The sequence below is a fragment of the Cellulomonas fimi genome (assembly GCF_012952065.1).
GTDB lineage: Bacteria > Actinomycetota > Actinomycetes > Actinomycetales > Cellulomonadaceae > Pengzhenrongella > Pengzhenrongella fimi_A.
In genome coordinates this window covers 85,602-106,980 of sequence record NZ_JABCJJ010000003.1, presented here as the reverse complement: position 1 = coordinate 106,980, position 21,379 = coordinate 85,602, and the positions used below count along the sequence as shown (strand labels likewise).

Sequence of the window (21,379 nt, the reverse complement as noted above, 5' to 3'; positions counted from 1 at the left end):
GGTCAGTAGGGCGTGGCGCCGGCGTCCACGCTGATGGACTGGCCGCGGATGATGACGGCGGCGTTGCTCAGCAGGAAGGCGATCACGCGGCCGATCTCGATCGGCATGATCCGCCGGCCACCCAGCTGTTCTGCGCCCATCCCGGCGAGCAGCTCTTCGGCGGGCACGTCGATCCGCGGTGAGAGCCAGTCGGCCACCTGGCTGAGCATCGGTGTGTCCACCCCGCCCGGGCACACGGCGTTGACATTGATTCCGACGTCGGCCCACTCCATCGCGAGGGAGCGGGTGAGCCCGATGACGGCCGACTTGCTCGCGTTGTACGCGGCCATGTTGCGGTAGCCGGCTTTGCCGCAGTTCGATGCGACGTTGACGATCGCACCGCCGCCAGAACTACGGAACACGTCGCCGACCGCCTTGCTGCAGACGAACGTCCCCGTGACGTTCACCTCGAGATGGCGGCGCCAGTGCGCTGCGTCCTCCTCCCAGGACGGCGCCATGGCGATCACCCCGGCGTTGTTGACGAGTCCGTCGAGGCGACCGAAGTGCGCCGTGGTCGCCGCGACCGCGGCATCCACGGCGTCCTGGTCCGTCACGTCCGCCTCCAGCGCCAGCACACGCTCTCCGGACGGGTCGAGCCGCCGGGCGACCTGCTCCGTGCGCTCTTTCGACAGGTCCCACAGGGCGACCCGGGCGCCGTCGTCCAGCAGCGCCTGGGCGACGCCCTCGCCGATCCCGCCGGCAGCGCCGGTCACGATGGTCACGCGGTCATGCAGCGGCGCACTCACAGTGGATCTCCTGATGCTCGGGTGGTTTCTTGGGCGGGGCGACCTACCAGGTGGGGCTGGCGCCCATCCCGCCGTCGACCACCAGGTCGTGGCCGGTGATCCAGGCCGCCATGGGCGACGCCAGAAACACGCAGGCGTTGCCGATGTCGGTGCTCGCGCCCATCCGGCCGAGCGGTGCGTTGGCGAGCCAGCGCTGGACGCCGTCGGGCCAGGCAGCTGCCAGACCCTCGCGGTCGATCAGCCCGGGGGAGACGGTGTTGACGCGGATGCCCCACGCGCCGTACTCGAGCGCAGCCGTGCGCGCATGCATGATGATGGCGGCCTTCGACGCGCAGTAGTGCGCGTGTGCGCGGGCAGGGTGCGAGCCCTCGATCGACGCGATGTGGGTGACGGAGCCACCGCCGCTGTGCCGCATGACCGCGACGGCAGCCTGCGTCGCAGCGAACGTCCCTGTCACGTTGGTGTCCACGACGGCACGCCACTGCTCCACGGTCATGTCCTCGAGCGGCTCGTTCGGCTGAACCCCGGAGTTGTTGACCAGGGCGTCCAGGCGGCCGTAAGCATCGACCGCCGCCTGCATGAGGGCGACGCACTGCTCGGGGTCGGTGATGTCCGCCCGCACGGTCAACGCCTCAGCGCCCGCGGCGACCAGCTCCGCGGCGAGCGCCGCACTCTGGTCCTTGCTCGTCAGGTAGTGCAGAACAACCGCCGCGCCAGCAGCGCTGAACTGACGCGCGATACCCGCTCCGATGCCACCTCCCGCACCCGTGATGACGGCAACGGTGCCGCGCAGGTCGGGAAGTGCGGTGGGCGTGGCGAGACGAGTCACGTAGTCCTCCTGAGTAGTTGTCGGACAACCTACGACGGATATCCGGCGTCGTCAACGAATCGTGCGTATCATGCACGGCATGAAGGACGACCGCTCGACCTCTCCTCTGGGGACTCGCGTACAGCTGCGTGTACAGCTGGCGGACGACCTCCGCGCCCGCCTCCAGGAGGGGGAGTGGCCGGTCGGTGCCCAGCTACCGACCGAGGGCGAGCTCGCCAGCAGGTACGGCGTCTCGCGCAGCACGGTGCGCGGCGCGCTCCAGCAGCTGGAGATCCATGGCCTGACGGTCACGCGGCACGGGGTCGGGACGTTCGTGACGCCGTTCGGCAGGGGGATCAAGGCCGGGCTGCAGGAGCTGCAGTCAATCACCGACACGGTGGCCGCCCACGGTATGGAACCCGGCATGCAGTACCGATCCGTGGAGTTTCGCGAGGCAAGCCAGGACGAGCTCGACGCCTTCGCGGTAGAGGGACCTTCCAGGGTGCTCGCCGTCGAGCGCGCCGTACTTGCCGACGGAGTCGTCGTGGCCTTCTCCTACGACACGATTCCAGCCTGGCGGTTACCGACTGGCCTCGATCCGGCCGCGGTCAAGGGTTCACTCTTCCACCTGCTCGAGTCCGCTGGCATCGTCTCCAAGACCGCGGTCGCTGACATCCACGCCGCCCGGGGCGCCCACATTGGCTGGGGGGAGCGCCCGCCGGACCAGGTCTACCTGCTCCTGGAGCAGACGCACTACGACGCGAGCGCCCAACCCGTGCTCCGCTCGCGGACCTACTTCATCGAGGGTCGGTTCCAGTTCTCGATCCTGCGCACTCGCTGATCCGACAGGCAGATGCAGGACACCGCTCGCACTCGCAGACCGAGTGGGTTTCGCCCCCACTCGGCCCGGCCGCGGAGGACGGTCGTCACCTGGCTGGTCGGCACAGTCAGGAGGTATGGCTGACTCCGCGGGGACGGGTTCGCCGGAGGGGAAGTCGGGGTCTCAGCGAGGCGCTCGCCCAGCGTCTGGCGACGTTGCTCGCCCCGGCGGTTGTTGAGCAACATGTTCCGGGTGATGCCGAAGATCCACGCCCGCGCGTCATCGTGGGCGCGCGGTCACTCATCGAGGCTGCGCCACACCACCAGGAAGGCGTCAGCGGCGACATCTTCGGCATGGTTGCGACCAGTACGGCGCTGGACGAATCTCAGGAGGTCCGGGTAGACCGCCTCGTACAACGATCTGAAGGTGTGCTCCCGATCAGGAGCACGCGAAGCATGGCTCATATCCTGTGCCTGTCCACCACCCGGGGAAGCGTGTCGCAGGCCGCATCGGCGATCACCACCAGCACGCCGAGGCCACGGGTTTGAGGGTGGAAGTTGCGACCAGACCCGCCCCCCGATCATTCCCGGAAGCGCGCCATCTCCACGTCAAGCCGCGTCCGGGCAGGTCGTCAGAGGGCGGCGGCTTCCAACGCCGCGGCCGCATCCGCGCCGGTCAGCTTCCCCACGGAAGACAAGCTGGCCCGTGACGCGCGCGCCGACAAGCCGCGCCGCAACCGGCCGCGGTGAACCCCTCGTCACGGAGCCCGCCGCCGGCCTCCAGCATGTCGGCGACCAGCGGCGCTGCCGTGCCACTTGGCGCCGGTCAGCTTCCCCGCAGCAGCGAAAGCTAGCCCCGTCGTCAGGGTGCGCTTACCCGACTCCGTCCACCTGTGATCAGGCGACGTCGCTGTGGGTTGGATCTCACATGTCAGGACAAATGATCGAGAGGTCCGACCTATGCATATGCTCAGAGACACCAAAGGTCCGACCACTGGAGAACGATGCAGACGCCTAGTCCGCAATACCGCGGGTACCGGAGCTTCGACTACCTCGAACCGCACGCCGACTACCGCGTCTTTGACCTCGCGCCTGAGATCGGGCGCGTGGCACCCTACGATCTCGGTCTGACCGATGAGCAGACGGAGCGCGTGACCGCGATCTTGGAGCAGGAGCACGTCATCTCCCTCCACGAGCACCCGAAGGTCCTCACCGCCGACCCGCACCAGCTCAGGGAGTACAACCACACGGGCCGCAACGCGCTCGGGTACGAGGGGCTCGCCCGATCGGGCATGTCTGCGCTCTTCGACAACTTCATGAACGGCACCAACTGCGTGACGTCGGAGCACGGCTGGAAGTGGAACGACGTCATCTTCGACCTCGGCCTCCGGTTCGCCGACATCGCCAAGCAGGACTACGTCGTCCTGGTGCGGACCGTGGCCGAGATCGAGGACGCGAAGTCCGCAGGCAAGGTCGGGCTCGTCGCCGGGCTCGAGGCCGCCACGATGATCGAGAACGAGCTCGACCGCCTCGACATCCTCTACGGGCTCGGTGTCCGGCAGATGGGCATCGCCTACTCCATGGCTAACCAGCTGGGCTCCGGCCTCGCCGAGCCGCAGGACGGCGGCCTGACGACGTTCGGCCGCCGAGCGGTCGAACGCATGAACAAGCTCGGCATCGCGATCGACATCTCGCACTCGTCCGACCGCACCAGCATGGACGTGATCGAGCACTCCGCCGTACCCGTCTTCATCACCCACGCCGGCGCGCGGTCCGTGTGGCCAACCAACCGGATGAAGAGCGACGAGGTGATCGTCGCCTGCGCCGAGCGCGGCGGCGTCATCGGAATCGAGGCGGCACCGCATACGACGCTGTCGCCGGAGCACCCGGAGCACTCGCTCGAGTCGGTGATGGACCACTTCACGTACTGCGTCGAGCTCGTCGGCATCGACCACGTCGCGTTCGGGCCGGACACCAACTTCGGCGACCACGTCGGGCTGCACGACTCGTTCAGCGGCCACCTGACGATCGCCAACGCGCACGGGCACGTCGAGCACCCGCGCGTCCCGTACGTGGCCGGGGTCGAGAACCCCGCGGAGAACTTCACGAACATCGTCGGCTGGCTGGTCAAGAACGACTGGTCGGACGAGGAGATCAGCAAGGTCATCGGTTCGAACATCCTGCGTGTACTCAAGGAGGTCTGGTGAACAACGGAACACGGCGCCTGCGCGCCCTGACCGCGGTGGTGACGGCGGGCGTGCTCGCCCTCACCGGCTGCGGGCTCAACGAAGGGAACGGCAGCACCGAGAGCGAGGGCGGCTCGACGGCGAGCTCCGCCCAGGCCACTCTCCGGATCGGCACGACGACCGACGTCGAGAACTTCAACCCGCTGCAGTCCCTGTCCAAGACCGACAGCTGGATCCTCAACGCGATGTACCCGCACCTCCTGCGGATCGACGAGAACGCCGAGAAGGTCCCCGAGGCCGCCACGGGCTACTCGTACGAGGAGGACGGCAAGGCGGTCGTCTTCGCGCTCGACGAGCGGTTCCAGTGGACCGACGGGACACCGCTCACCGCCGAGGACGTCAAGTTCAGCGCCGAGGCGATCATGCAGTACAAGCTCGGCAACGTCGCCGCGAAGCTGACGTGGGTCGAGTCCGTCGAGGTCCGTGACGAGAACACCGTCGTGTTCCACCTCTCCCAGCCGTACGCGCCGTTCGCAGAGGGCGTCGGCTTCTGGATGCCGATCGTCCCGGCCCACGTCTTCTCCGAGGCCGGCGACCTGTCCACGTTCGCCAACGACGCCGACTGGGTGGGCGCAGGCGCCTACGTCCTGGACTCGATGACCCGCGGGCAGCGCTACACCCTCAAGGCGAACCCGAACTACCCGCACGCCCCCGAGGGCGGCGCGGCGGTCGGCACGGTCGAGTACGTGGTCTACCCCGACGTCAACACGATGATCCTCGCGCTGCGCAACGGCGACATCGACCTCATGGGCACGCCTGTCCCGGCGTCGGCCGCCGCGTCGCTCGAGGGAGCGGACGGCATCAGCCTCGAGACCGTGGGCTCGCTCGGCTTTGCCCACCTGACCTACAACGTCACGAAGGGTGCGCTCGCGGACCAGGCGGTGCGCCAGGCGCTGTCCATGGTGGTCGACACCAAGTCGATCATCGCGACGATCCTGCAGGGCGAGGGCCAGCCGATGGTCGGCCCCATCTCCCCGATCTTCGCGCAGTTCGACAACACCGACCTCGACGCCTACCCCTTCGACCCCGAGGGCGCGCGCGAGCTGCTCGAGAAGGCCGGGTACAGCGACGGCGACGGCGACGGCGTCCTCGACGGCCTGTCGTTCGAGATGGTGTGCGACCAGTCCAACGCGAACCTCACGCGGGTGGCGGAGGTCGTCCGTGAGGACGCGGCCGAGGCCGGGATTCAGATCAACCTCGCCTGTGTCGAGCGGAACACGTTCCTGGCCCGCACCCGGGGTGGCGAGTACGAGATCGACCTGTCCCAGTGGGGCGTCTTCGACAACCCGATGGACCAGCTGCGCAGCACCTACCTGTCCTCCAACCCGGGCGGCATCAACTACAACCTCGTCCAGGACGCGGAGCTCGACGCCCTGGTGAACGACGCGGCGCTGACGGTCGACGAGAAGGAGTTCGTCGGCAAGATCCAGGCGATCGACGCCTACGTGCACGACCAGGCGCTGCTCACCCCGCTGTACGTGGAGAACTTCCGCTTCGCGTACCGCTCCGACCGGTTCGAGGGCTTCGCGCCCTCGCCGAGTGACCTGCTCGGCATGGTGACCGGCTACTCGCTCGCGCAGGTCACGCCGGTCGACTGACCGGTCCACGACCCACATACCACCAGGAGGGGAGGGACGACCGTGCTGCGGTTCGTCACGACCAGGGTGCTCCGCGCGATCCTCACGATCTGGATCGCCGTCACGATCACCTTCTTCTTGCTCCGGCTGCTGCCGGCCGACCCCACCCTCCTGGTGGTGGAGGGGGACATGACCCCCGAGATGCAGGCCGCCCTGCGTGAGCAGTACGGCCTCGACAAGCCGCTGCTCGTGCAGTACGCCCTGTACCTGGGTGAGCTCCTCCGCGGGAACCTCGGCGTCTCGTTCCGGCAGCTCGTGCCGGTCAGCGAGGTGCTGCTCGACCGCCTGCCGTGGACGCTGCTCCTCGCGGGCAGCGCCTTCGTCCTCACGATCCTCATCGGGATCCCGCTCGGGGTGTACGCGGCGGTCGGTCGCGGCAAGGTGATCGACAAGCTCGTCCAGGTCTTCGGGATCACGGCCAACGCGCTGTTCGTGCCGAGCATCGCGATCATGCTGCTCGTCGTCTTCGGGTCGAACCTCGGCTGGTTCCCGATCGGCCAGGCGATCGACCCCGACACGCGCGGCCTCGCCGCGTACCTCAGCCTCCTGCACCACCTGGCCCTGCCGCTGTTCTCGCTGGTCCTGGTGCAGCTCGGCCCCTACGCGCTCACGCTGCGCACCAACATGCTCGAGGTCCTCGGCGAGGACTACATCAAGAGCGCCCGGTCCCGCGGGCTGACGCCGCGGCGCACGATCTGGCGGCACGCGCTGCGCAACGCGATGCTTCCTGCGCTGACCCTCATGGGGCTCCAGCTCGGGACGCTCATCGGTGGCGCGGTGCTCACCGAGACCGTGTTCGCCTACCCCGGCGTCGGCCGCCTGATCTACGAGTCCGTGCGCCAGCTCGACTACCCGATGCTCCAGGGCGCCTTCGTCCTCCTGGCCATCACCGTCGTCCTGGCGAACCTGGTCACCGACATGGTGTCCATGGTCCTGAACCCAAGGATCCGCACCTCATGAGCAGCACCTCGACCGCCCCGGCGCCCGACGTCCCGCTCGCGGCGCTCGCCGCCACGTCCCTGTCCCCGAAGCGACCCGGCGGCTTCTTCAGCAAGCCGTCCGGCTGGCTGTCGGTCGCGGTGCTCGTGGTCTTCGTGCTCACGGGCGTGTTCGGCCCAATGCTCATGGAGCGCCCCGGCGGTCTGGGGACCGACATCCTCCAGGCGCCGTCGGGCGCCCACTGGTTCGGGACCGACGACCTCGGCCAGGACGTCTTCACCCAGGTGGTCTGGGGCACGCGGATCAGCCTCACGGTGGGCGTCGTCGCGTCGCTCATCGCGATCGTCATCGGCACCGCGCTCGGCCTCGGTGCGGCCTACCTGAAGTGGCTCGACCCTTTCGTGACGACGATCACCGACGTGATGCTCTCGCTGCCGCTGCTGCCCCTGATGATCCTGGTCACTGCGCTCGCGGGACCGAGCGTGACCACCCTCGTCGTCGTTATCGGCGTCCTGTCGTGGCCCGAGGTGACACGCCTCATCCGCTCGAACGGGATGGTGGTGGCCGCGATGCCGTACATCGACGGGGCCAGGGTGCTCGGGGCGGGTGCCGTGCGGATCATCACGCGCGAGATCCTGCCCGCCGTCATGCCACTCATCGTCGTCAGCGTGCTCCTGACCGCCGCGCGCTCTGTCATCTCGGAGGCGGGATTGTCCTTCCTCGGGATGGGCGACCCGTCCTCGTGGTCGTGGGGCCGCATCCTGCTCAACGCCCAGCGGTCGGGGACCATCGCCACCGCCTGGTGGCAGACCCTGTTCCCGTCGCTGGCGATCCTGCTGCTGGTGCTCGCATCGACGATCGCCGGCGTCCGTTACAACGACTCGCGCGACCCGCGCACGAAGGGGATGTGAGCCGGATGCACCTCCCGGTCGACTTCTACGACGGCGTCGCGGCCCGCCTCCGCTCACGGCTCGACGACGAGGGCCTCGACGGCGTCCTCGTCACCCACCCCGCCGACGTGGCGTACCTTGTGGGGTTCTTCTACGCGGTGACCGAGCGGCCCGTGTACCTGTGGTTCGGCACCGACGGCGCGCGGCTGTGCCTCGTGCCCGAGCTCGACCGCGAGTACGCCGCTGCGCAGGGGATCCATGCCGAGGTCGGCACGTACTTCGAGTACCCGGGCGTCGTGACCCCCGAGCAGCACCTGGCCGCCGAGCTCGCACGGCGCGGGCTCTCCGCGGCGCGAGTCGGTGTCACCGGTTCGCTCGCGCACGGCTCCCTCGAGCGCCTGCGGGCCGTGCTCCCCGCCGTGCGGTGGGAGACGACGTCGGCGATCGCGTCCCTGCGACTGGTGAAGCAGCCGGCCGAGCTCGTGCTCCACCGCCAGGCCGCCGCGATCTGCGACGAGATGCTGGCGGCCGGCCGTGGGCTGGTCGAGGACGCGATCGCGTCCGGGCGACCGCTGCCGACCGAGGGTGATCTCGCCCGGCACGTCATCGGCTACGGCACGGACGCGATGTACAGCCGCTACGACCGGGTGCTCTACACGACCAAGCTCGCCGGGGGGCTGGTGTACGCAGGCCCGAACTCCGCGCACCCACACGGTCTCCCGAGCCGTCGCCGGCTCGAGCGCGGGGACACGGTGATCCTGTCGCTCGGTGCGGCCGTCCTCAGCCGGTTCGTGGAGAGCGAGCGCACGTTCGTGATCGGCGAGCCGAGCGACGAGCAGCAGCGGTACTTCGCCGTCACCCGCCGCGCGCAGGAGGTGGGCACCGACGCCATGACCGTCGGCCGCACGTGCGCGTCGGTCAACGCCGAGTGCCTCGACGTCATCCGGGACGCCGGCCTGGGGCAGCGCCTCCGCCACCGCCAGGGTCACGGCATCGGCGTCGCGCAGCACGAGGCGCCCTGGGTGGAGGACGGCGACCCCACCGTGCTGGCCGCCGGCATGGTGCTGTCGAGCGAACCCGGGGTCTACGTACCGGGCCACGGCGGCTACCGCATCTCCGACACGGTCCTGGTCACCGACGCCGTCCCGGAGCGCCTCACTCAGTACCCGCGGACCCTCGAGGAGAACGTGATCGCCGCATGAGCACCGTCAGCAAGCAGTTCACCGAGACCATCAACGGCGCCCGCCTGGTCATCGAGATGCTCGGACCCGAGGACGCGCCGGCGATCGTCGTGCACCACGGCGCGCCGGGGCTGGGTTCGCGGGCCGAGCCGGTCCGCTCGTTCGGGGCGTTCGCGGACGGGTACCGGATCGTGACGTTCGACGCGCGCGGCTCCGGTGCCTCGTCCGACGAAGGCCCGTTCAGCCACGAGCAGTGGGTGGCAGACATCGAGGCGATCCGGACCCGCCTCGACCTAGGGGACGTCGTCATGGCGGGCGGCTCCTACGGCGGCTTCCTCGCGATGGAGTACACGCTGGCCCACCCGGAGCACGTGCGCGCCCTGGTGCTCCGCGACACGGCGGCCGATACCGAGCACGACCACCTGGCGGTCGAGCGCGCCAGGTCGACCGATCGCGTCGTCATCGAGCCGTGGGCGATCGAGCGCATCGGGACGGGGCGCTTCGCGGACAACGCCGAGTTCGAGCGGTACTGGCGCGCGATCCTCCCGCTCTACGACCACAGCTACGACCCGGCCGCGGTCGAGCGCAAGGCCGCGAGCACCACCTACCACTACGCGACCCACAACTACGCCTTCGGCGTGAACATGCCGGCGTACAACCTCGCGCCGCGCCTTGGGGAGATCGCGTGCCCCGTGCTCGTGACCGTCGGACGGCACGACTGGCGCACCCCCGTCCCGGCGTCGCAGCGGATCGCGGACGGCGTCGCGCACGGTGAGCTTGTCGTGTTCGAGCACTCCGGGCACTCGCCGCAGCTTGAGGAGCCCGAGCGCTTCCAGGCCGTGGTCCGTGACTTCCTGCGCCGTGCGGGGGTGGCGCCGGTATGACGGAGACGCTGCTTGACGGCCCGACGACCGACGTGCGCGCGCCCGTCCTGAGCGTGCGTGACCTGAGCGTCGAGTTCGACACGCGCGACGGCGCCCTGCCCGCGTTGCAGGGTGTGAGCCTCGACGTGCACGCCGGCCGCACCCTGGCCCTCCTCGGCGAGTCCGGGTCCGGGAAGTCGGTCACCGCCCAGACCGTCATGGGGCTGCTGGACCCGCCGGGCCGTGTGACGGGCGGCAGCGTGCTGTTCCGGGGGGCGGACCTGCTCACCGCGTCGGCCGAGGAGCGGCGGCGGGTGAGCGGGGAGGAGATCGCGATCGTCTTCCAGGACGCGCTCTCGTCGCTCAACCCCGTCTTCACGGTCGGCGAGCAGATCGCCGAGCTGCTGCGGGTCCGCCGGGGGATGGGCCGGCGGGCGGCGGCCGCACGCGCGGTGGAGCTGCTCGAGCGCGTGCGCATCCCCGCGCCGGCGGACCGCGCCCGCGACTACCCGCACCAGTTCTCCGGCGGGATGCGCCAGCGCGTGATGATCGCCCTGGCTCTCGCCCTCGAGCCGACCGTCCTCATCGCGGACGAGCCGACGACGGCTCTCGACGTGACCGTCCAGGCGCAGATCATGGACCTGATCCTCGACCTGCAGCGCGAGCTCGACATGGGGCTGGTGCTGATCACTCACGACCTCGGCGTCGTCGCGGAGGTCGCCGACACCGTGGCGGTCATGTACGCCGGGCGGATCGTCGAGCAGGGCACGGTGCACGAGCTGTTCGCCGCCCCCGCGCACCCGTACACGCGCGGCCTGCTCCGGTCCATCCCGCGCGTGGACCGCGAGGACGACACCCTGTGGGCGATCCCGGGCACGCCACCGAGCCTGCTGGGGAGGGCGCCCGGGTGCGCGTTCGCGCCGCGGTGCGACGCCGTCGTGGAGCGCTGCACGGTCGAGCGGCCCGCCCTCGTCGACCCCGAGCCCCTGTCCCCGGGCACGCGCCGCCTCAGCGCGTGCCACCGCCGCGAGGAGGTGCTCCATGGCCATGCCTGACGTCGTGCTGAGCGTCGAGAACCTGACCAAGCACTTCACGGCGCGGGGGTCGCTGCTCCGCCGGAGCCCGCACGTGGTGCGTGCCCTGGACGGCGTGAGCTTCGACCTGCGGGCGTCGGAGACCCTGGGCATCGTGGGGGAGTCCGGCTGCGGCAAGTCGACGCTCGCGCGGACCATCGTGGGGCTCGAACGCCCCACGGCAGGGCGGGTGACCCTGCGCGGCGAGGACGTGCACGCCGCCCGGGGCCGCGACCTCCGCGTGCTCAGGCGCCGCGTCCAGATCGTGCTCCAGGACCCGTACACGTCCCTCAACCCCAGGCGCACGGTCCGGGACCTGCTCCTGCAGCCGTTCGAGATCCACCGGGACCTGCTGCCGCGCGCCCGTCGGGAGGCTCGGATCGACGAGCTGGTCGAGCTCGTGGGCCTCAACCCCGACCACCTGGACCGCTACCCCTTCCAGTTCTCGGGCGGCCAGCGGCAGCGCATCGGCATCGCCCGGGCGCTCGCGCTCGAGCCGGAGGTGATCGTGTGCGACGAGCCGGTCTCGGCCCTCGACGTGTCGATCCAGGCCCAGGTCGTCAACCTGTTCCAGCGGCTCCAGCGCGAGCTCGGCCTGTCGTACGTCTTCATCGCGCACGACCTCTCCGTCGTCCGGCACATCTCCGACCGGATCGGCGTCATGTACCTCGGGAAGATGGCCGAGCTCGGTGACCGCACCGACGTCTACGACACGCCGCGGCACCCGTACACCTCGGCGCTGCTGTCGGCCGTCCCCGTGCCGGACCCCGCGCTGCGCGGGACCCGGTCACGCCGACTGCTGGAGGGCGACCCGCCGAGCCCGGTGGACCCGCCGTCGGGATGCCGGTTCCGGACCCGCTGCTGGAAGGCGCAGGACGTGTGCGCCACCACGGAGCCACCCCTGACCGCCCCTGACCCGAGGGAGCAGGCGTTCGCCTGCCACTTCCCCATGACCCAGCCCGCGACCACGGCCTCCTGACCACAAGGACTCCCCACCATGACGACTCCCGCACCCTCCGCCCTCGACAACGCCCGGGCCGCGGCCGGGCCGGCGCCCGCCCACCAGGGCTACCGTGCGTACGGCTACCTCGAGCCCGGCGTCGACTACCAGCACTTCGACCTCGCGGCCGAGGTGGGCCGGGTCCCCGCGTACGACGGCGGGCTGTCTCCCGAGGAGGCCCACCGCGTCGTTCGGATCATGCGCGACGAGATCGTCATCTCCCTGCACGAGCACGCGATCGTGCTGCCCGAGGACGAGGCGAGCATCCGCCGCTACAACCGGACCGGTCGGCAGCGCACCGGCTACGAGGGGCTCGCGCACTCCGGCCTGACGGCCGTCGTCGACAACTTCATGGCCGGGGCGTCGTGCGTGACCAGCCAGCACGGCTGGAAGTGGGACGACATGATCTACGCGCTGGGGTTCCGGCTCGCCGACCTGGCCAAGCAGGACTACGTGGTCCACGCCACGTCGGTCCAGGACATCCTCGACGCCAAGGCGAACGGTCGGCTGGCGCTCGTCGCCGGGTTCGAGTGCTCGACGATGATCGAGAACGAGCTGGACCGGCTGGACATGCTGTACGGGTTCGGTGTCCGGCAGCTGGGCATCGCGTACTCCCAGTCGAACATGCTGGGCTCGGGGCTGGCGGAGAAGGGCGACGCCGGGCTCACGGCGTTCGGCCGCAGGGCCGTGGCCCGAATGAACAAGCTGGGCATGCTCATCGACATCTCGCACTCGGGCGACCGGACCAGCCTTGACGTGATCGAGCAGTCGGAGGTGCCCGTGATGATCACCCACGCCGGCGCGCGTGCGGTCTGGCCGATCCCGCGGCTCAAGCCCGACGAGGTCATCATCGCCTGCGCCGAGCGCGGTGGGCTGATCGGGCTCGAGGCGGCTCCTCACACCACCCTGTCGCCCGACCACCCCGTGCACACGCTCGAATCGGTGATGGACCATTTCCAGTACTGCGTGGACCTCGTCGGCATCGACCACGTGACGTTCGGGCCCGACACGATGTTCGGCGACCACGTGGCGGTGCACCGTACCTACGCCGGCAACTACGCCCAGAAGGAGGAGGGCCGGCTTGACCACCCGCAGGTCGAGTACGTCGACGGGCTGGAGAACCCTGGCGAGAGCTTCTGGAACATCACCGGATGGCTCGTGCGCCATGGTTACAGCGACGACGAGATCACGAAGGTGCTCGGAGGCAATACCCTGCGAGTTCTCAATCAGGTCTGGTGATCTCACAGCTCAGCGCGGATCGGTCGAAGAGGAGAAATGGCCAACCGAGACACGGCAGTCCAGAGCGCCCTGCTGCGGCTCCGTCATCTCATCGCCATGAGATTCGAGGTGGGCGACCAGTTGCCCACGGAGAAGACCCTGGCCGAGTCCATGGACGTCTCACGCGGCACGGTGCGGGAGGCCCTCGGCATCCTGGCGACGGAAGGGATCGTCAACCGGCGCTGGGGCGCAGGCACGTTCGTCAACCCGCCACGCCCGGTTGCGTCGCTCAACATGTCAGCGATCCAATCGTTCAGGGACCGCGTGCAGTCCAGCGGACGCATCGTCACCTTGCTCGACGGGACGTGCGAGCGCGTGGAGTGCCCGCCGGACGCGAGCCGGGCGCTCCAGCTTTCGAACGGCGCCACCGCGTGGCTCGTGCGTCGACTCTTCGCGGTCGACGGGACACCAGCCGCGCTGATGCATGAGCACATCCCCCTGGAGCTTTTCGGGCGACCGATAGACCCGGCGCCGATGCGGAGCCTGGAAACCGACCTCTTCGAGATGCTCAACCGACATCAACGCGGGGCGACCGCGCACACGGTCACTGACATCGAAGCGGTCGCCCTCGACGCAGCTGACGCGGAGCCGTTGGGGCTCGACCCAGGCTGCCCCGTCATTCGTGCGGTGCAGGTGACCTACAGCCCCGACAACGAGCCGCTCGCCTATGGGCGATCCCTCCAGCGGACCGACCTGGTGAGGATGCGCATTACCCGCTGACGTGCCCCGAGCACGTTGTCTACGACGCCGTCGCGCTGGGTGGGGTCTGTTCCGGCTACCGGGGTGGCTCGTGGGGGCGTGTGCTGGCGGTGCCGTTCCGGTGCCGAGGCCCGGTCCGGCTGCGCCGGCGCGGCGCGGGCCGCGGCGGTGTCACCCCGCGGGGTGACGGTGATGTCCCCGCTGCGGAGGACGACCGGGTATCGGGTCATGGCGAGGCTGGGACCATGTCGATCACGCGCGCCGTCCCGTCGTCCCCGTCCACCGCTGTGCGGCCTGCGCCGCCGTCCACCGTGATGCCCACCAGGCCGGCGGGAGCCGGCGGCACCGCACCGCACGACGGCGACGTCGCGGCCCCACCGCGTCCCCGGCGGCTCCTGCGCGGTGCGGTCGTGGCGTTCCTCGCCCTCCTGCGTGGTGCGCTGGCCGATGCGGCACCTCGCCACGGTTACCAGCGGGCGATGTATGCGACCGCCGTCGTGCTGCTGGGGTCCGGGATCGTGCACGTCGGGGTCTGGGCCGTGGACGGTGGCGCCTGGGAGGGTGCGGTGTCGTGGCGCAAGCCGATCCTCTTCGGTGTCTCGTTCGGCATGTTCCTGCTGTCGGCGGGCTGGGTGCAGGGCGTGCTGGCGCGCAGCCCGAGGTGGGGATGGACGACCACCGCGCTGACCGCGGGGGGCGGCGCGGCCGAGGTCGCCCTCATCACGGCGCAGCGGTGGCGCGGTGTGGCCTCGCACTTCAACGTGCTGACGCCGGTGGACGGGGTGATCTTCGGGCTCATGGGCGTGACGATCGTCGTCTTCGGGGTCGGCGTCGCCGCGCTCGCGCTGTGGGCCGCGCTGCGGCTGCGGCGACCGGCCCCCACGGTGATCGGGGTGCTCGTGGGTCTGGGCCTCGTGCTGGTCGGGTCGGCGATCGGCGGCGACCTGCTCGGCCGGGGGCTCGCCTACGTCGAGGCCAACGAGGCCGTCCCGTCCGCGGTGGTGATCGGTCTGGCGGGGTCCGGCAAACTTGCGCACGCGGTCGCCCTGCACGGGATCCAGGTGCTGGGCGTGCTGGCGCTGCTGCTCGGCAGGTCCGGGCTGGGACCGGCGACGCGGACCAGGACCATGGTGGTCTGCGCGGCCGGGTACACCGTTCTCGCCGGGCTCGTCATCGGGCAGGCCTACGCGGGTCGCTCGATGCTCGAGCTCGCCGGCCCGATGGTCTTCGGGCTGGCGCTCGCCACGTTCGCGGTTCTGGCCCCGTTTGCCGTCGTGGTCGGCGATGCTGTGCGGGGCGAGCGCGTGGGTGCGGGCGCCACTGGCGGGTGAGGAGGGTGATGGGCGGCGTCCGGAGGCTGCTGCGCCCAGGTGAGGCCGACGGCGTCGGCGTCTGGGGTGTCGTCCTCGCGGTGATGGCGATCGCGCTGCTGTTCGCCGAGGCGGTCGCCGAGCGCGCCGGGTCCCCGTGGCCGTTCGTGCTGGCCGCGGCGATCGGCGGGGCGCTGGCGTTCGGTCGCCGGTTCCCGCTCGTGCCTACCTGGTGAGCTCGGCGGCGCTGGAGGCCATGGCCGCGCTGTTCTACGACGCCGGCCTGTACCCGTACCCGAACGCGGTGAGCCTGTACCTGGTGGGGGCGCACGCGGCGACCCGGGTCCGGGCGGTGATCGGGCTGGTCGTCGGGCTGACCGGGATCGTCGTGTACTGGACGCTCGTTCCGTCGTCGGGCGTCCCGTGGCTGCCGGGGTTCCTGGTCGCCGTGTGGGCGCTGGCATGGGTCGCCGGCCAGGCGGAGCGGCAGCGGCGCCGTTCCGCCGAGGACCTCCTTCGGCGTGCGCAGGAGGCCGAGCAGCGGCGGGAGTCCGAGCGGGCCGCGGCGGTCGCCGCAGAGCGGGCCCGGATCGCGCACGAGGTTCACGACGTGGTCGGGCATGCGCTCAACGTCATGGTGCTGCAGGCGGGTGCGGCCCGCCGGATGCTCGGGCGGGACTCGGAGGCGAGCGCGGCCGCGCTGGCGACCGTGGAGGGCGTCGGCCGGGACGCGCTGGCGGATCTGGACCAGGCGCTCGCCGTGCTCGACGCGCCGCCCGACCGCCGGCCCGCCCGGGGCCTGGCGGCGGTCGACGACCTGGCGGCCCAGCTCACCGCGGCCGGGGTGCCGGTGCACGTGCGGGTCGTGGGCACCCCGCGTGCCCTGACGAGGCCGGTCGACCTGGCGGCGTTCAGGGTCGTCCAGGAGGCGCTGACCAACGTCGCCAAGCACGCTGCCGGCTCGCCGGCCGAGGTGGAGATCCGGTACGACGACGACGCCCTGCGGCTGCGGGTGAGCGACCGGGCGCCGGGACGGGCGGCGACGGCGTCCCCGTCGGGGCGAGGGCTCGTCGGCATCCGCGCCCGCGCCGAGGCGTTGGGCGGCACCGCCGAGGTCGGCCCGGACCCCCGCGGCGGGTGGTCCGTGCGTTGCACGCTGCCGGTGCGGGCATGAACGGTGGGCCGATGATCCGCGTCGCGCTGGTCGACGACGACCACCTCGTGCGCAGGGGTGTGCGGATGATCCTGGAGAGCGCCGGCGACGTCGTCGTGGTGGGGGAGGCCGCCGACGGGCGGCAGGGTGTCGAGCTCGTGGCCCGGCAGGTGCCCGACCTCGCGCTGGTGGACGTCCGGATGCCGGTGATGGACGGCATCGAGGCCACGGCGCTCCTGGGCGTACGGGCACCTTCGACCCGCGTGGTCATCCTGACGACCTTCGAGCACGACGAGTACGTGTTCGCCGCGATCCGGGCGGGTGCGTCCGGGTTCCTGCTCAGCGCACGCCGCCGGAGGACCTGATCGCCGCCGTCCGGGTGGTCGCCGCGGGGGAGGCGTTGTTGTCGCCGTCGGTGACCCGCCGACTGATCGAGGCGTTCGCGCGCACCCCGGCGCCGGCGCCCCTGCCTCCGCTCGCGGACCCGCTGACCGAGCGCGAGACCGAGGTGCTCCTCGCCATGGCGTCCGGGGCGTCGAACGCGGAGCTCGCGGCTCGGCTGTACATCTCGCAGGAGACCGTCCGCACGCACGTCAAGCGGGTGCTCCACAAGCTGGGGGTGCGCGACCGCGCGCAGGCGATCGTGTACGCGTACGAGTCCGGGATCGTCCGGCCGGGTGACGGGCGCGGGTAGGGCTCCGACGCGCAGGCGGCACCGGGCCGACGAGGTCGCGCCGTGCACCGGGCGGTGCGGCACCGCGACTGCTCTCCACAACCCACTGATGCTCGATCGCTGTGCCTGCTGTGCTCCGCCAGGATGAGGGCATGTGGGCCAGCGACGGTTTCGCCCTCGCGGCGGTGGTGGCCTTCGTGGTCGGCGGTGTCGTCCTCGGTGTTGTGGACGTCCGCACCCGAAAGCTCCCGGATCGCCTCCTGCTCGCGACAGCCCTGGGAGTCCTCGCGTCGTTGGTAGCGTCCGCCTGGCACGCAGGCGACCCTTCCGCGCTGGTACGTGCCGGCGTCGGTGCGCTGGTCATGTTCGTGGTGTTCCTGGGCATCGCGCTCGCCGTGCCCGGCGAGCTCGGGTTCGGTGACGTGAAGCTGGCCGGCGTCGTCGGGCTGATGACCGGGTGGTTCGGCTGGCTGACGCTGCTGGCGGCCGCGGTCTTGACCTTCGTCCTGGCCGGGGCTGTGGCCATCGGTCTGCTCATGATCAGGCGGGCGGGTCGACGAAGCACACTTCCGCTCGGCCCGTTCATGATCCTCGGCGCCCTGGCAGCCCTGGGAGTGGCGGCCCTGTAGGGGGGGCGTCAGTCCCGCGGGAGAGCCGGGCCGGCATGCGATACGCTCGAACACGCGTTCGAGCAAGGTGTCGGATTGTGGCGGGTGACGATGGCCGGCGCGTGGCCAACCGGGAAGTCCCGCGGACCGCGCCCGTGCGCCCGATGGGGGAGATCCCGGTGATCGCCCACGTGGTCTGGGAGGACGGGGCGGAGGAGTGGCGCGCCCCCCGCGCGATTCGTTGGACACCGACGCACGTGATGGTGTCCTGGCGCGACGACCCGGCCGCTTCCGCCACGGAGCGGTTCGAATGGTTGCGGGCGAACGATGTCATGCGCTCGGTGAGCTGGTTCGTGCCACCGGTCAAGGCCTGACGGCCGCCGTCGCCGAGGTCGCGTTGGCGGCGTGAGGCGTTGACAACCGCGTCCACCGGCCCCGGGGCATCGGCGCAGGACCCGTCGTACTTGCAGGACCCGTCGTGCTCGATGGAGCGGCCGACGCCCGCGACCGTGACCGTGACCGCGCTGACGTTGACAGGGCTCTGTCAATGTCCGGGCTCGTGGTTGTCCGCATCGCTGCGACATTGACACCGTGATGACGGCACTGGCTGACTCATGCCTACACCGAGCCGTCTACCAGCGCGAACGTGAACCGTCAGGGTTCTGTCAATGGGTGCGGGCTGTCGTGGGTGGTGTCCACCACGACACCGGAGGCAGCTCATGGACACCGTCGACGAGGTCCGTTCGGCCCGCACCCGCAAGAGGCTGCGTGACGATCGCAACTTGCTCGAGGAACTCGGCCGCATCGACGCCTGCGGCTGGGACGATCCGGTCGCTACCGCGCTCCTGACCTTCGTCCGCGAGGACTTGGTGCGACCGATGGTGGTGGCCGAGGGGCTGCGCGGTCTCGCCGCCAGCCAGGCCGAGGCCACCGGATGGGAGACCGCCTGGGAGACATTGCGCGCCCCTTCGCTGCGGCAGGCCGCTTCCCCATGGGGAGTGGTGTGGGTCGCGGTGCAGCGCGCCGTGCGCGGCGAGGCGCTGGCCGCCCGCTACTGCACCACGTCGATCAAGGCATGGCGCGCCCGGAGCGATGCCCGCACAGGCGCCGTACCCATGGTGGTGAGCCTGGATCGGCTCCTCGATGTCGGCCTGGAGCCAGCGCCGCAGCAGCCAGTTGGCGCTGGGATTGCGCTCGGGCCTGGCCTGGAGGTGATCGTCGGCGCGATGGTGCATGCGGGCTGGCAGCTCGAGACGGCCGCTCGGCTCGTTCGCGTGCTCGCTGAGATCCCGGTCCACGACGTCGATGGGACGCGCGCAAAAGCTGGGTGGCGACCGCTCGCCGCCGAGCTCGGGCTTCCGCCGTGGCAGGTGCGCCGCACGATGGTGCTGCTGCTGGGGGAGCCCGGCTGGGACGGGCTGCTGCCCCGGGTGCGGCGGGAAGGCGCCGGCGTGCTCGACGACGTGGGCGTCCAGGCGGCCGTGCGGTCGACCGCGGTGGAGTGGATGCGCCCGCCACGTCGCGTCGCGGCACTTGCCCTGCGGCGGGATGCCAGGAAGCGGGAGAGGGCTTCTTGACATCTCCGCGCAGAACACCGGCTCATCGGGTGCCCTCCCGGACCCGGTCTTCTTGCTCTCCGAGGAACCCCTTACTCGTATGGAGGGCGATCCGATTGTCCACCCCTGCGCCGGCGGCCGACTTATCCACAGGAACGCCAGGGTCGGGTGGCCTGGGCCGGGCGGCAGGTCGGTTCATGGACGCATGCCAACCCAGCACAGCGCGCAGGCGCCGGCTCTCACCTCGAGTCCACTCGGGGGTGTTGCGAGCCGCCCGAAAGGTGTGCAATGGGGCGATCTGCCGATCGCGGGCAGGTCACAGGAGCGCCGTGCGATCCGCTGGGGGACGGGTGATCGCCGATGAGACCGACGAGCTTCTCCGTGAAGGCAGCTGCTTGCTTGGCAGTCGTCGTCGCGCTGTCCGGCTGCACCGCCGGCGCCGCCGACCCGCAACCCTCGTCATCGGCCCCGCCGACGTCGTCCAGCCCAACACCGTCCCCGACGCCGACGACGGACCCGGCAATAGCCGCAGCTGAGGCAGCAGTACTCGAGGCCTACCGGGGGTACTGGGCCGCCAAGGTCACCTCGTACGCCGACCCCGCGCAGCAGCAGGACCCGAACCTGGCCCGCTTCGCAGACGACACTGCGTTGACTGATGCGCAATCGACAATCGCGACCTTCCGCCGCAACGGGATCTCGATGCTCGGCGAGCCCGTTCTGACGCCGGTGATCACCGAGATTCAGCTCGGCGAAGGCGCCTCGGCCACGATCACGGACTGCGTCGACGCAACCAACTGGCAGCCGGTCTACACCGCGAGCGGTGAGAGCGCGGCGGCCCCAGATCAAGCCACGCGTGTCGTGACCGAATCCACCGCCTTCACTGCTGAAGGGCGTTGGCTCATCCGCAGCTCCGTCCCACACCGGGATACGACATGCTGACGCGCGCCGCTCTCGGCGTGATGTCCCTTGCGGCCCTCATGCTCGGCACGTCGGCTGCCGGAGGATCCACCGGGCCGGTCGACTGCCCGCCTGACCTCCCACTCTGCATCGTGGTGGTGGAAGTCCCCGGCCAGCCGCCGGACACCGGTCAGGCAAACCCAGCGCCAACGACTCAGCGAACCTGTGCCCTCCAGGCCATCGGTGAACCGGTCCCGTGCTTCGACGACGACTGGGGTTGGTTCAACAACCACGACTCCTGCTACTACCGACTGCGGGAACCTCAACCAGCCCCGAGCGAAGCAGTGTGGGGCGGGAACTATCCGAACGGCGCCGTCTACATCGTCACCTGCACCGCACCACTGGGCGCTCCTGGAACGAGCGGCGGATGGGTGTGGCTTGCGGCGCCGCCGGAGGGTTTCGGTGCGACGGAGACGACGCCGGGTGAGCTCGCGGCGCGGGCGGTGGATCAGATGCAGCTGACGGGTCCGGCGATCGGGCACACGCCGGATCCGGGTCGTACCGGCCTGGTGGGCGTCCCGGTGTGGCTGTGGACCGGGGTGGGGCCGACGACGTGGGGTCCGAACACCGCGACGGCGTCGGTGCCGGGGCTGAGTGTGACGGCGACGGCTCAGGCGAGCGAGATCGCGTGGGACATGGGTGACGGCACCACGGTGCGGTGCGCGAACCCGGGCACCCCGTACTTCGAGGGCGGGGTCGAGTCGCCGACGTGCCAGCACGTGTACCAGCAGTCGTCGGCGGGCCAGCCGGACGACGCGTACCGGATCACCGCCACGACGACGTGGCAGGTCACATGGGCGGGCGGCGGCGCTTCGGGGTCGTTGACCGTCACGCGGGCGTCGTCGGCGACGGTCCGCATCGGGGAGATGCAGGTCCTGATCACCGGTTGACCGGGATTGAGCGC

22 protein-coding genes and 1 pseudogene are annotated in these 21,379 nt (G+C 70.6%); 20 read left to right on the top strand and 3 right to left on the bottom strand.

Annotation, left to right across the window (positions count from 1 at the left end):
* Positions 1-2: 2 nt before the first annotated feature.
* Positions 3-761, bottom strand: coding sequence for an SDR family NAD(P)-dependent oxidoreductase (locus HIR71_RS03300; RefSeq protein ID WP_211373718.1), 759 nt, complete (start codon positions 759-761; stop codon positions 3-5).
* 67 nt (positions 762-828) lie between these two features.
* Positions 829-1,614: an SDR family NAD(P)-dependent oxidoreductase gene (locus tag HIR71_RS03295; RefSeq protein ID WP_169323399.1), complete on the bottom strand. Its 786-nt coding sequence runs from the start codon at positions 1,612-1,614 to the stop codon at positions 829-831.
* Between the two features lie 79 nt (positions 1,615-1,693).
* Between HIR71_RS03295 and HIR71_RS03290 the strand changes: the two genes are divergently transcribed.
* Complete coding sequence (locus HIR71_RS03290) at positions 1,694-2,434, top strand: GntR family transcriptional regulator (RefSeq protein WP_169323397.1); 741 nt, start codon at positions 1,694-1,696, stop codon at positions 2,432-2,434.
* A 275-nt stretch (positions 2,435-2,709) separates the two neighbouring features.
* On the opposite strand, the gene HIR71_RS16665 is transcribed toward HIR71_RS03290, so the two are convergent.
* Positions 2,710-2,877 (bottom strand): sigma factor, encoded by a 168-nt coding sequence (locus HIR71_RS16665; protein ID WP_249051520.1) that lies wholly within the window; start codon positions 2,875-2,877, stop codon positions 2,710-2,712.
* Positions 2,878-3,416: 539 nt separating this feature from the next.
* Between HIR71_RS16665 and HIR71_RS03280 the strand changes: the two genes are divergently transcribed.
* From HIR71_RS03280 to HIR71_RS03190, 19 genes and pseudogenes are all read left to right on the top strand, one after another.
* The gene (locus HIR71_RS03280; protein WP_169323395.1) at positions 3,417-4,619 is read left to right on the top strand and encodes a dipeptidase; all 1,203 of its coding nucleotides are present in this window, start codon (positions 3,417-3,419) and stop codon (positions 4,617-4,619) included.
* Positions 4,616-6,256 carry an ABC transporter substrate-binding protein gene (locus HIR71_RS03275; protein ID WP_211373717.1) on the top strand — a complete coding sequence of 547 codons (1,641 nt, stop codon included), beginning with the start codon at positions 4,616-4,618 and terminating at the stop codon, positions 6,254-6,256. Before HIR71_RS03280 ends, HIR71_RS03275 begins: the two co-directional genes overlap by 4 nt.
* A 42-nt stretch (positions 6,257-6,298) precedes the next feature.
* Positions 6,299-7,255 (top strand): ABC transporter permease, encoded by a 957-nt coding sequence (locus HIR71_RS03270; RefSeq protein ID WP_169323393.1) that lies wholly within the window; start codon positions 6,299-6,301, stop codon positions 7,253-7,255.
* Positions 7,252-8,145: an ABC transporter permease gene (locus tag HIR71_RS03265; RefSeq protein WP_169323391.1), complete on the top strand. Its 894-nt coding sequence runs from the start codon at positions 7,252-7,254 to the stop codon at positions 8,143-8,145. The genes HIR71_RS03270 and HIR71_RS03265 overlap by 4 nt, the downstream gene beginning before the upstream one ends.
* 5 nt (positions 8,146-8,150) lie before the next feature.
* Positions 8,151-9,326, top strand: a complete 1,176-nt coding sequence (locus HIR71_RS03260; protein WP_169323389.1) for a M24 family metallopeptidase — start codon at positions 8,151-8,153, stop codon at positions 9,324-9,326.
* Positions 9,323-10,189 (top strand): alpha/beta fold hydrolase, encoded by an 867-nt coding sequence (locus HIR71_RS03255; protein ID WP_169323387.1) that lies wholly within the window; start codon positions 9,323-9,325, stop codon positions 10,187-10,189. The genes HIR71_RS03260 and HIR71_RS03255 overlap by 4 nt, the downstream gene beginning before the upstream one ends.
* Positions 10,186-11,223, top strand: coding sequence for an ABC transporter ATP-binding protein (locus HIR71_RS03250; protein ID WP_169323385.1), 1,038 nt, complete (start codon positions 10,186-10,188; stop codon positions 11,221-11,223). Before HIR71_RS03255 ends, HIR71_RS03250 begins: the two co-directional genes overlap by 4 nt.
* Positions 11,210-12,220, top strand: a complete 1,011-nt coding sequence (locus tag HIR71_RS03245; RefSeq protein WP_472595085.1) for an ABC transporter ATP-binding protein — start codon at positions 11,210-11,212, stop codon at positions 12,218-12,220. Before HIR71_RS03250 ends, HIR71_RS03245 begins: the two co-directional genes overlap by 14 nt.
* Before the next feature lie 18 nt (positions 12,221-12,238).
* Positions 12,239-13,480 carry a dipeptidase gene (locus HIR71_RS03240; protein ID WP_169323383.1) on the top strand — a complete coding sequence of 414 codons (1,242 nt, stop codon included), beginning with the start codon at positions 12,239-12,241 and terminating at the stop codon, positions 13,478-13,480.
* A gap of 36 nt (positions 13,481-13,516) precedes the next feature.
* Positions 13,517-14,239 carry a GntR family transcriptional regulator gene (locus HIR71_RS03235; RefSeq protein ID WP_169323381.1) on the top strand — a complete coding sequence of 241 codons (723 nt, stop codon included), beginning with the start codon at positions 13,517-13,519 and terminating at the stop codon, positions 14,237-14,239.
* A 224-nt stretch (positions 14,240-14,463) separates the two neighbouring features.
* Positions 14,464-15,549, top strand: a complete 1,086-nt coding sequence (locus HIR71_RS03230; RefSeq protein ID WP_169323379.1) for a hypothetical protein — start codon at positions 14,464-14,466, stop codon at positions 15,547-15,549.
* Between the two features lie 8 nt (positions 15,550-15,557).
* The gene (locus HIR71_RS03225) at positions 15,558-15,764 is read left to right on the top strand and encodes a hypothetical protein (RefSeq protein WP_169323377.1); all 207 of its coding nucleotides are present in this window, start codon (positions 15,558-15,560) and stop codon (positions 15,762-15,764) included.
* Positions 15,761-16,702: a sensor histidine kinase gene (locus HIR71_RS17110; protein ID WP_169323375.1), complete on the top strand. Its 942-nt coding sequence runs from the start codon at positions 15,761-15,763 to the stop codon at positions 16,700-16,702. The genes HIR71_RS03225 and HIR71_RS17110 overlap by 4 nt, the downstream gene beginning before the upstream one ends.
* Before the next feature lie 11 nt (positions 16,703-16,713).
* A pseudogene (locus HIR71_RS17580) lies at positions 16,714-17,375 on the top strand (response regulator).
* A 131-nt stretch (positions 17,376-17,506) separates the two neighbouring features.
* Entirely contained in the window at positions 17,507-17,983 is a 477-nt protein-coding gene (locus HIR71_RS03210) for a prepilin peptidase (RefSeq protein ID WP_169323373.1), read from the top strand.
* Positions 17,984-18,060: 77 nt separating this feature from the next.
* Positions 18,061-18,336: a hypothetical protein gene (locus HIR71_RS03205; RefSeq protein ID WP_311836051.1), complete on the top strand. Its 276-nt coding sequence runs from the start codon at positions 18,061-18,063 to the stop codon at positions 18,334-18,336.
* A 345-nt stretch (positions 18,337-18,681) separates the two neighbouring features.
* Positions 18,682-19,539 carry a hypothetical protein gene (locus HIR71_RS03200; protein ID WP_169323371.1) on the top strand — a complete coding sequence of 286 codons (858 nt, stop codon included), beginning with the start codon at positions 18,682-18,684 and terminating at the stop codon, positions 19,537-19,539.
* A 360-nt stretch (positions 19,540-19,899) separates the two neighbouring features.
* Positions 19,900-20,457 carry a hypothetical protein gene (locus tag HIR71_RS03195; RefSeq protein ID WP_169323369.1) on the top strand — a complete coding sequence of 186 codons (558 nt, stop codon included), beginning with the start codon at positions 19,900-19,902 and terminating at the stop codon, positions 20,455-20,457.
* A gap of 389 nt (positions 20,458-20,846) precedes the next feature.
* A complete protein-coding gene (locus HIR71_RS03190) occupies positions 20,847-21,365 on the top strand; it encodes an ATP/GTP-binding protein (RefSeq protein ID WP_169323367.1) in 519 nt (172 codons plus the stop codon).
* Positions 21,366-21,379: the final 14 nt, after the last annotated feature.

Coding starts and splice junctions, on each gene's coding strand:
- HIR71_RS03290 (WP_169323397.1), top strand. CDS start 1,694: ATGAAGGACGACCGCTCGACCTCTCCTCTGGGGACTCGCGTACAGCTG.
- HIR71_RS16665 (WP_249051520.1), bottom strand. CDS start 2,877: ATGAGCCATGCTTCGCGTGCTCCTGATCGGGAGCACACCTTCAGATCG.
- HIR71_RS03280 (WP_169323395.1), top strand. CDS start 3,417: ATGCAGACGCCTAGTCCGCAATACCGCGGGTACCGGAGCTTCGACTAC.
- HIR71_RS03265 (WP_169323391.1), top strand. CDS start 7,252: ATGAGCAGCACCTCGACCGCCCCGGCGCCCGACGTCCCGCTCGCGGCG.
- HIR71_RS03260 (WP_169323389.1), top strand. CDS start 8,151: ATGCACCTCCCGGTCGACTTCTACGACGGCGTCGCGGCCCGCCTCCGC.
- HIR71_RS03255 (WP_169323387.1), top strand. CDS start 9,323: ATGAGCACCGTCAGCAAGCAGTTCACCGAGACCATCAACGGCGCCCGC.
- HIR71_RS03250 (WP_169323385.1), top strand. CDS start 10,186: ATGACGGAGACGCTGCTTGACGGCCCGACGACCGACGTGCGCGCGCCC.
- HIR71_RS03245 (WP_472595085.1), top strand. CDS start 11,210: ATGGCCATGCCTGACGTCGTGCTGAGCGTCGAGAACCTGACCAAGCAC.
- HIR71_RS03240 (WP_169323383.1), top strand. CDS start 12,239: ATGACGACTCCCGCACCCTCCGCCCTCGACAACGCCCGGGCCGCGGCC.
- HIR71_RS03235 (WP_169323381.1), top strand. CDS start 13,517: ATGGCCAACCGAGACACGGCAGTCCAGAGCGCCCTGCTGCGGCTCCGT.
- HIR71_RS03230 (WP_169323379.1), top strand. CDS start 14,464: ATGTCGATCACGCGCGCCGTCCCGTCGTCCCCGTCCACCGCTGTGCGG.
- HIR71_RS03225 (WP_169323377.1), top strand. CDS start 15,558: ATGGGCGGCGTCCGGAGGCTGCTGCGCCCAGGTGAGGCCGACGGCGTC.
- HIR71_RS03210 (WP_169323373.1), top strand. CDS start 17,507: ATGTGGGCCAGCGACGGTTTCGCCCTCGCGGCGGTGGTGGCCTTCGTG.
- HIR71_RS03200 (WP_169323371.1), top strand. CDS start 18,682: ATGGACACCGTCGACGAGGTCCGTTCGGCCCGCACCCGCAAGAGGCTG.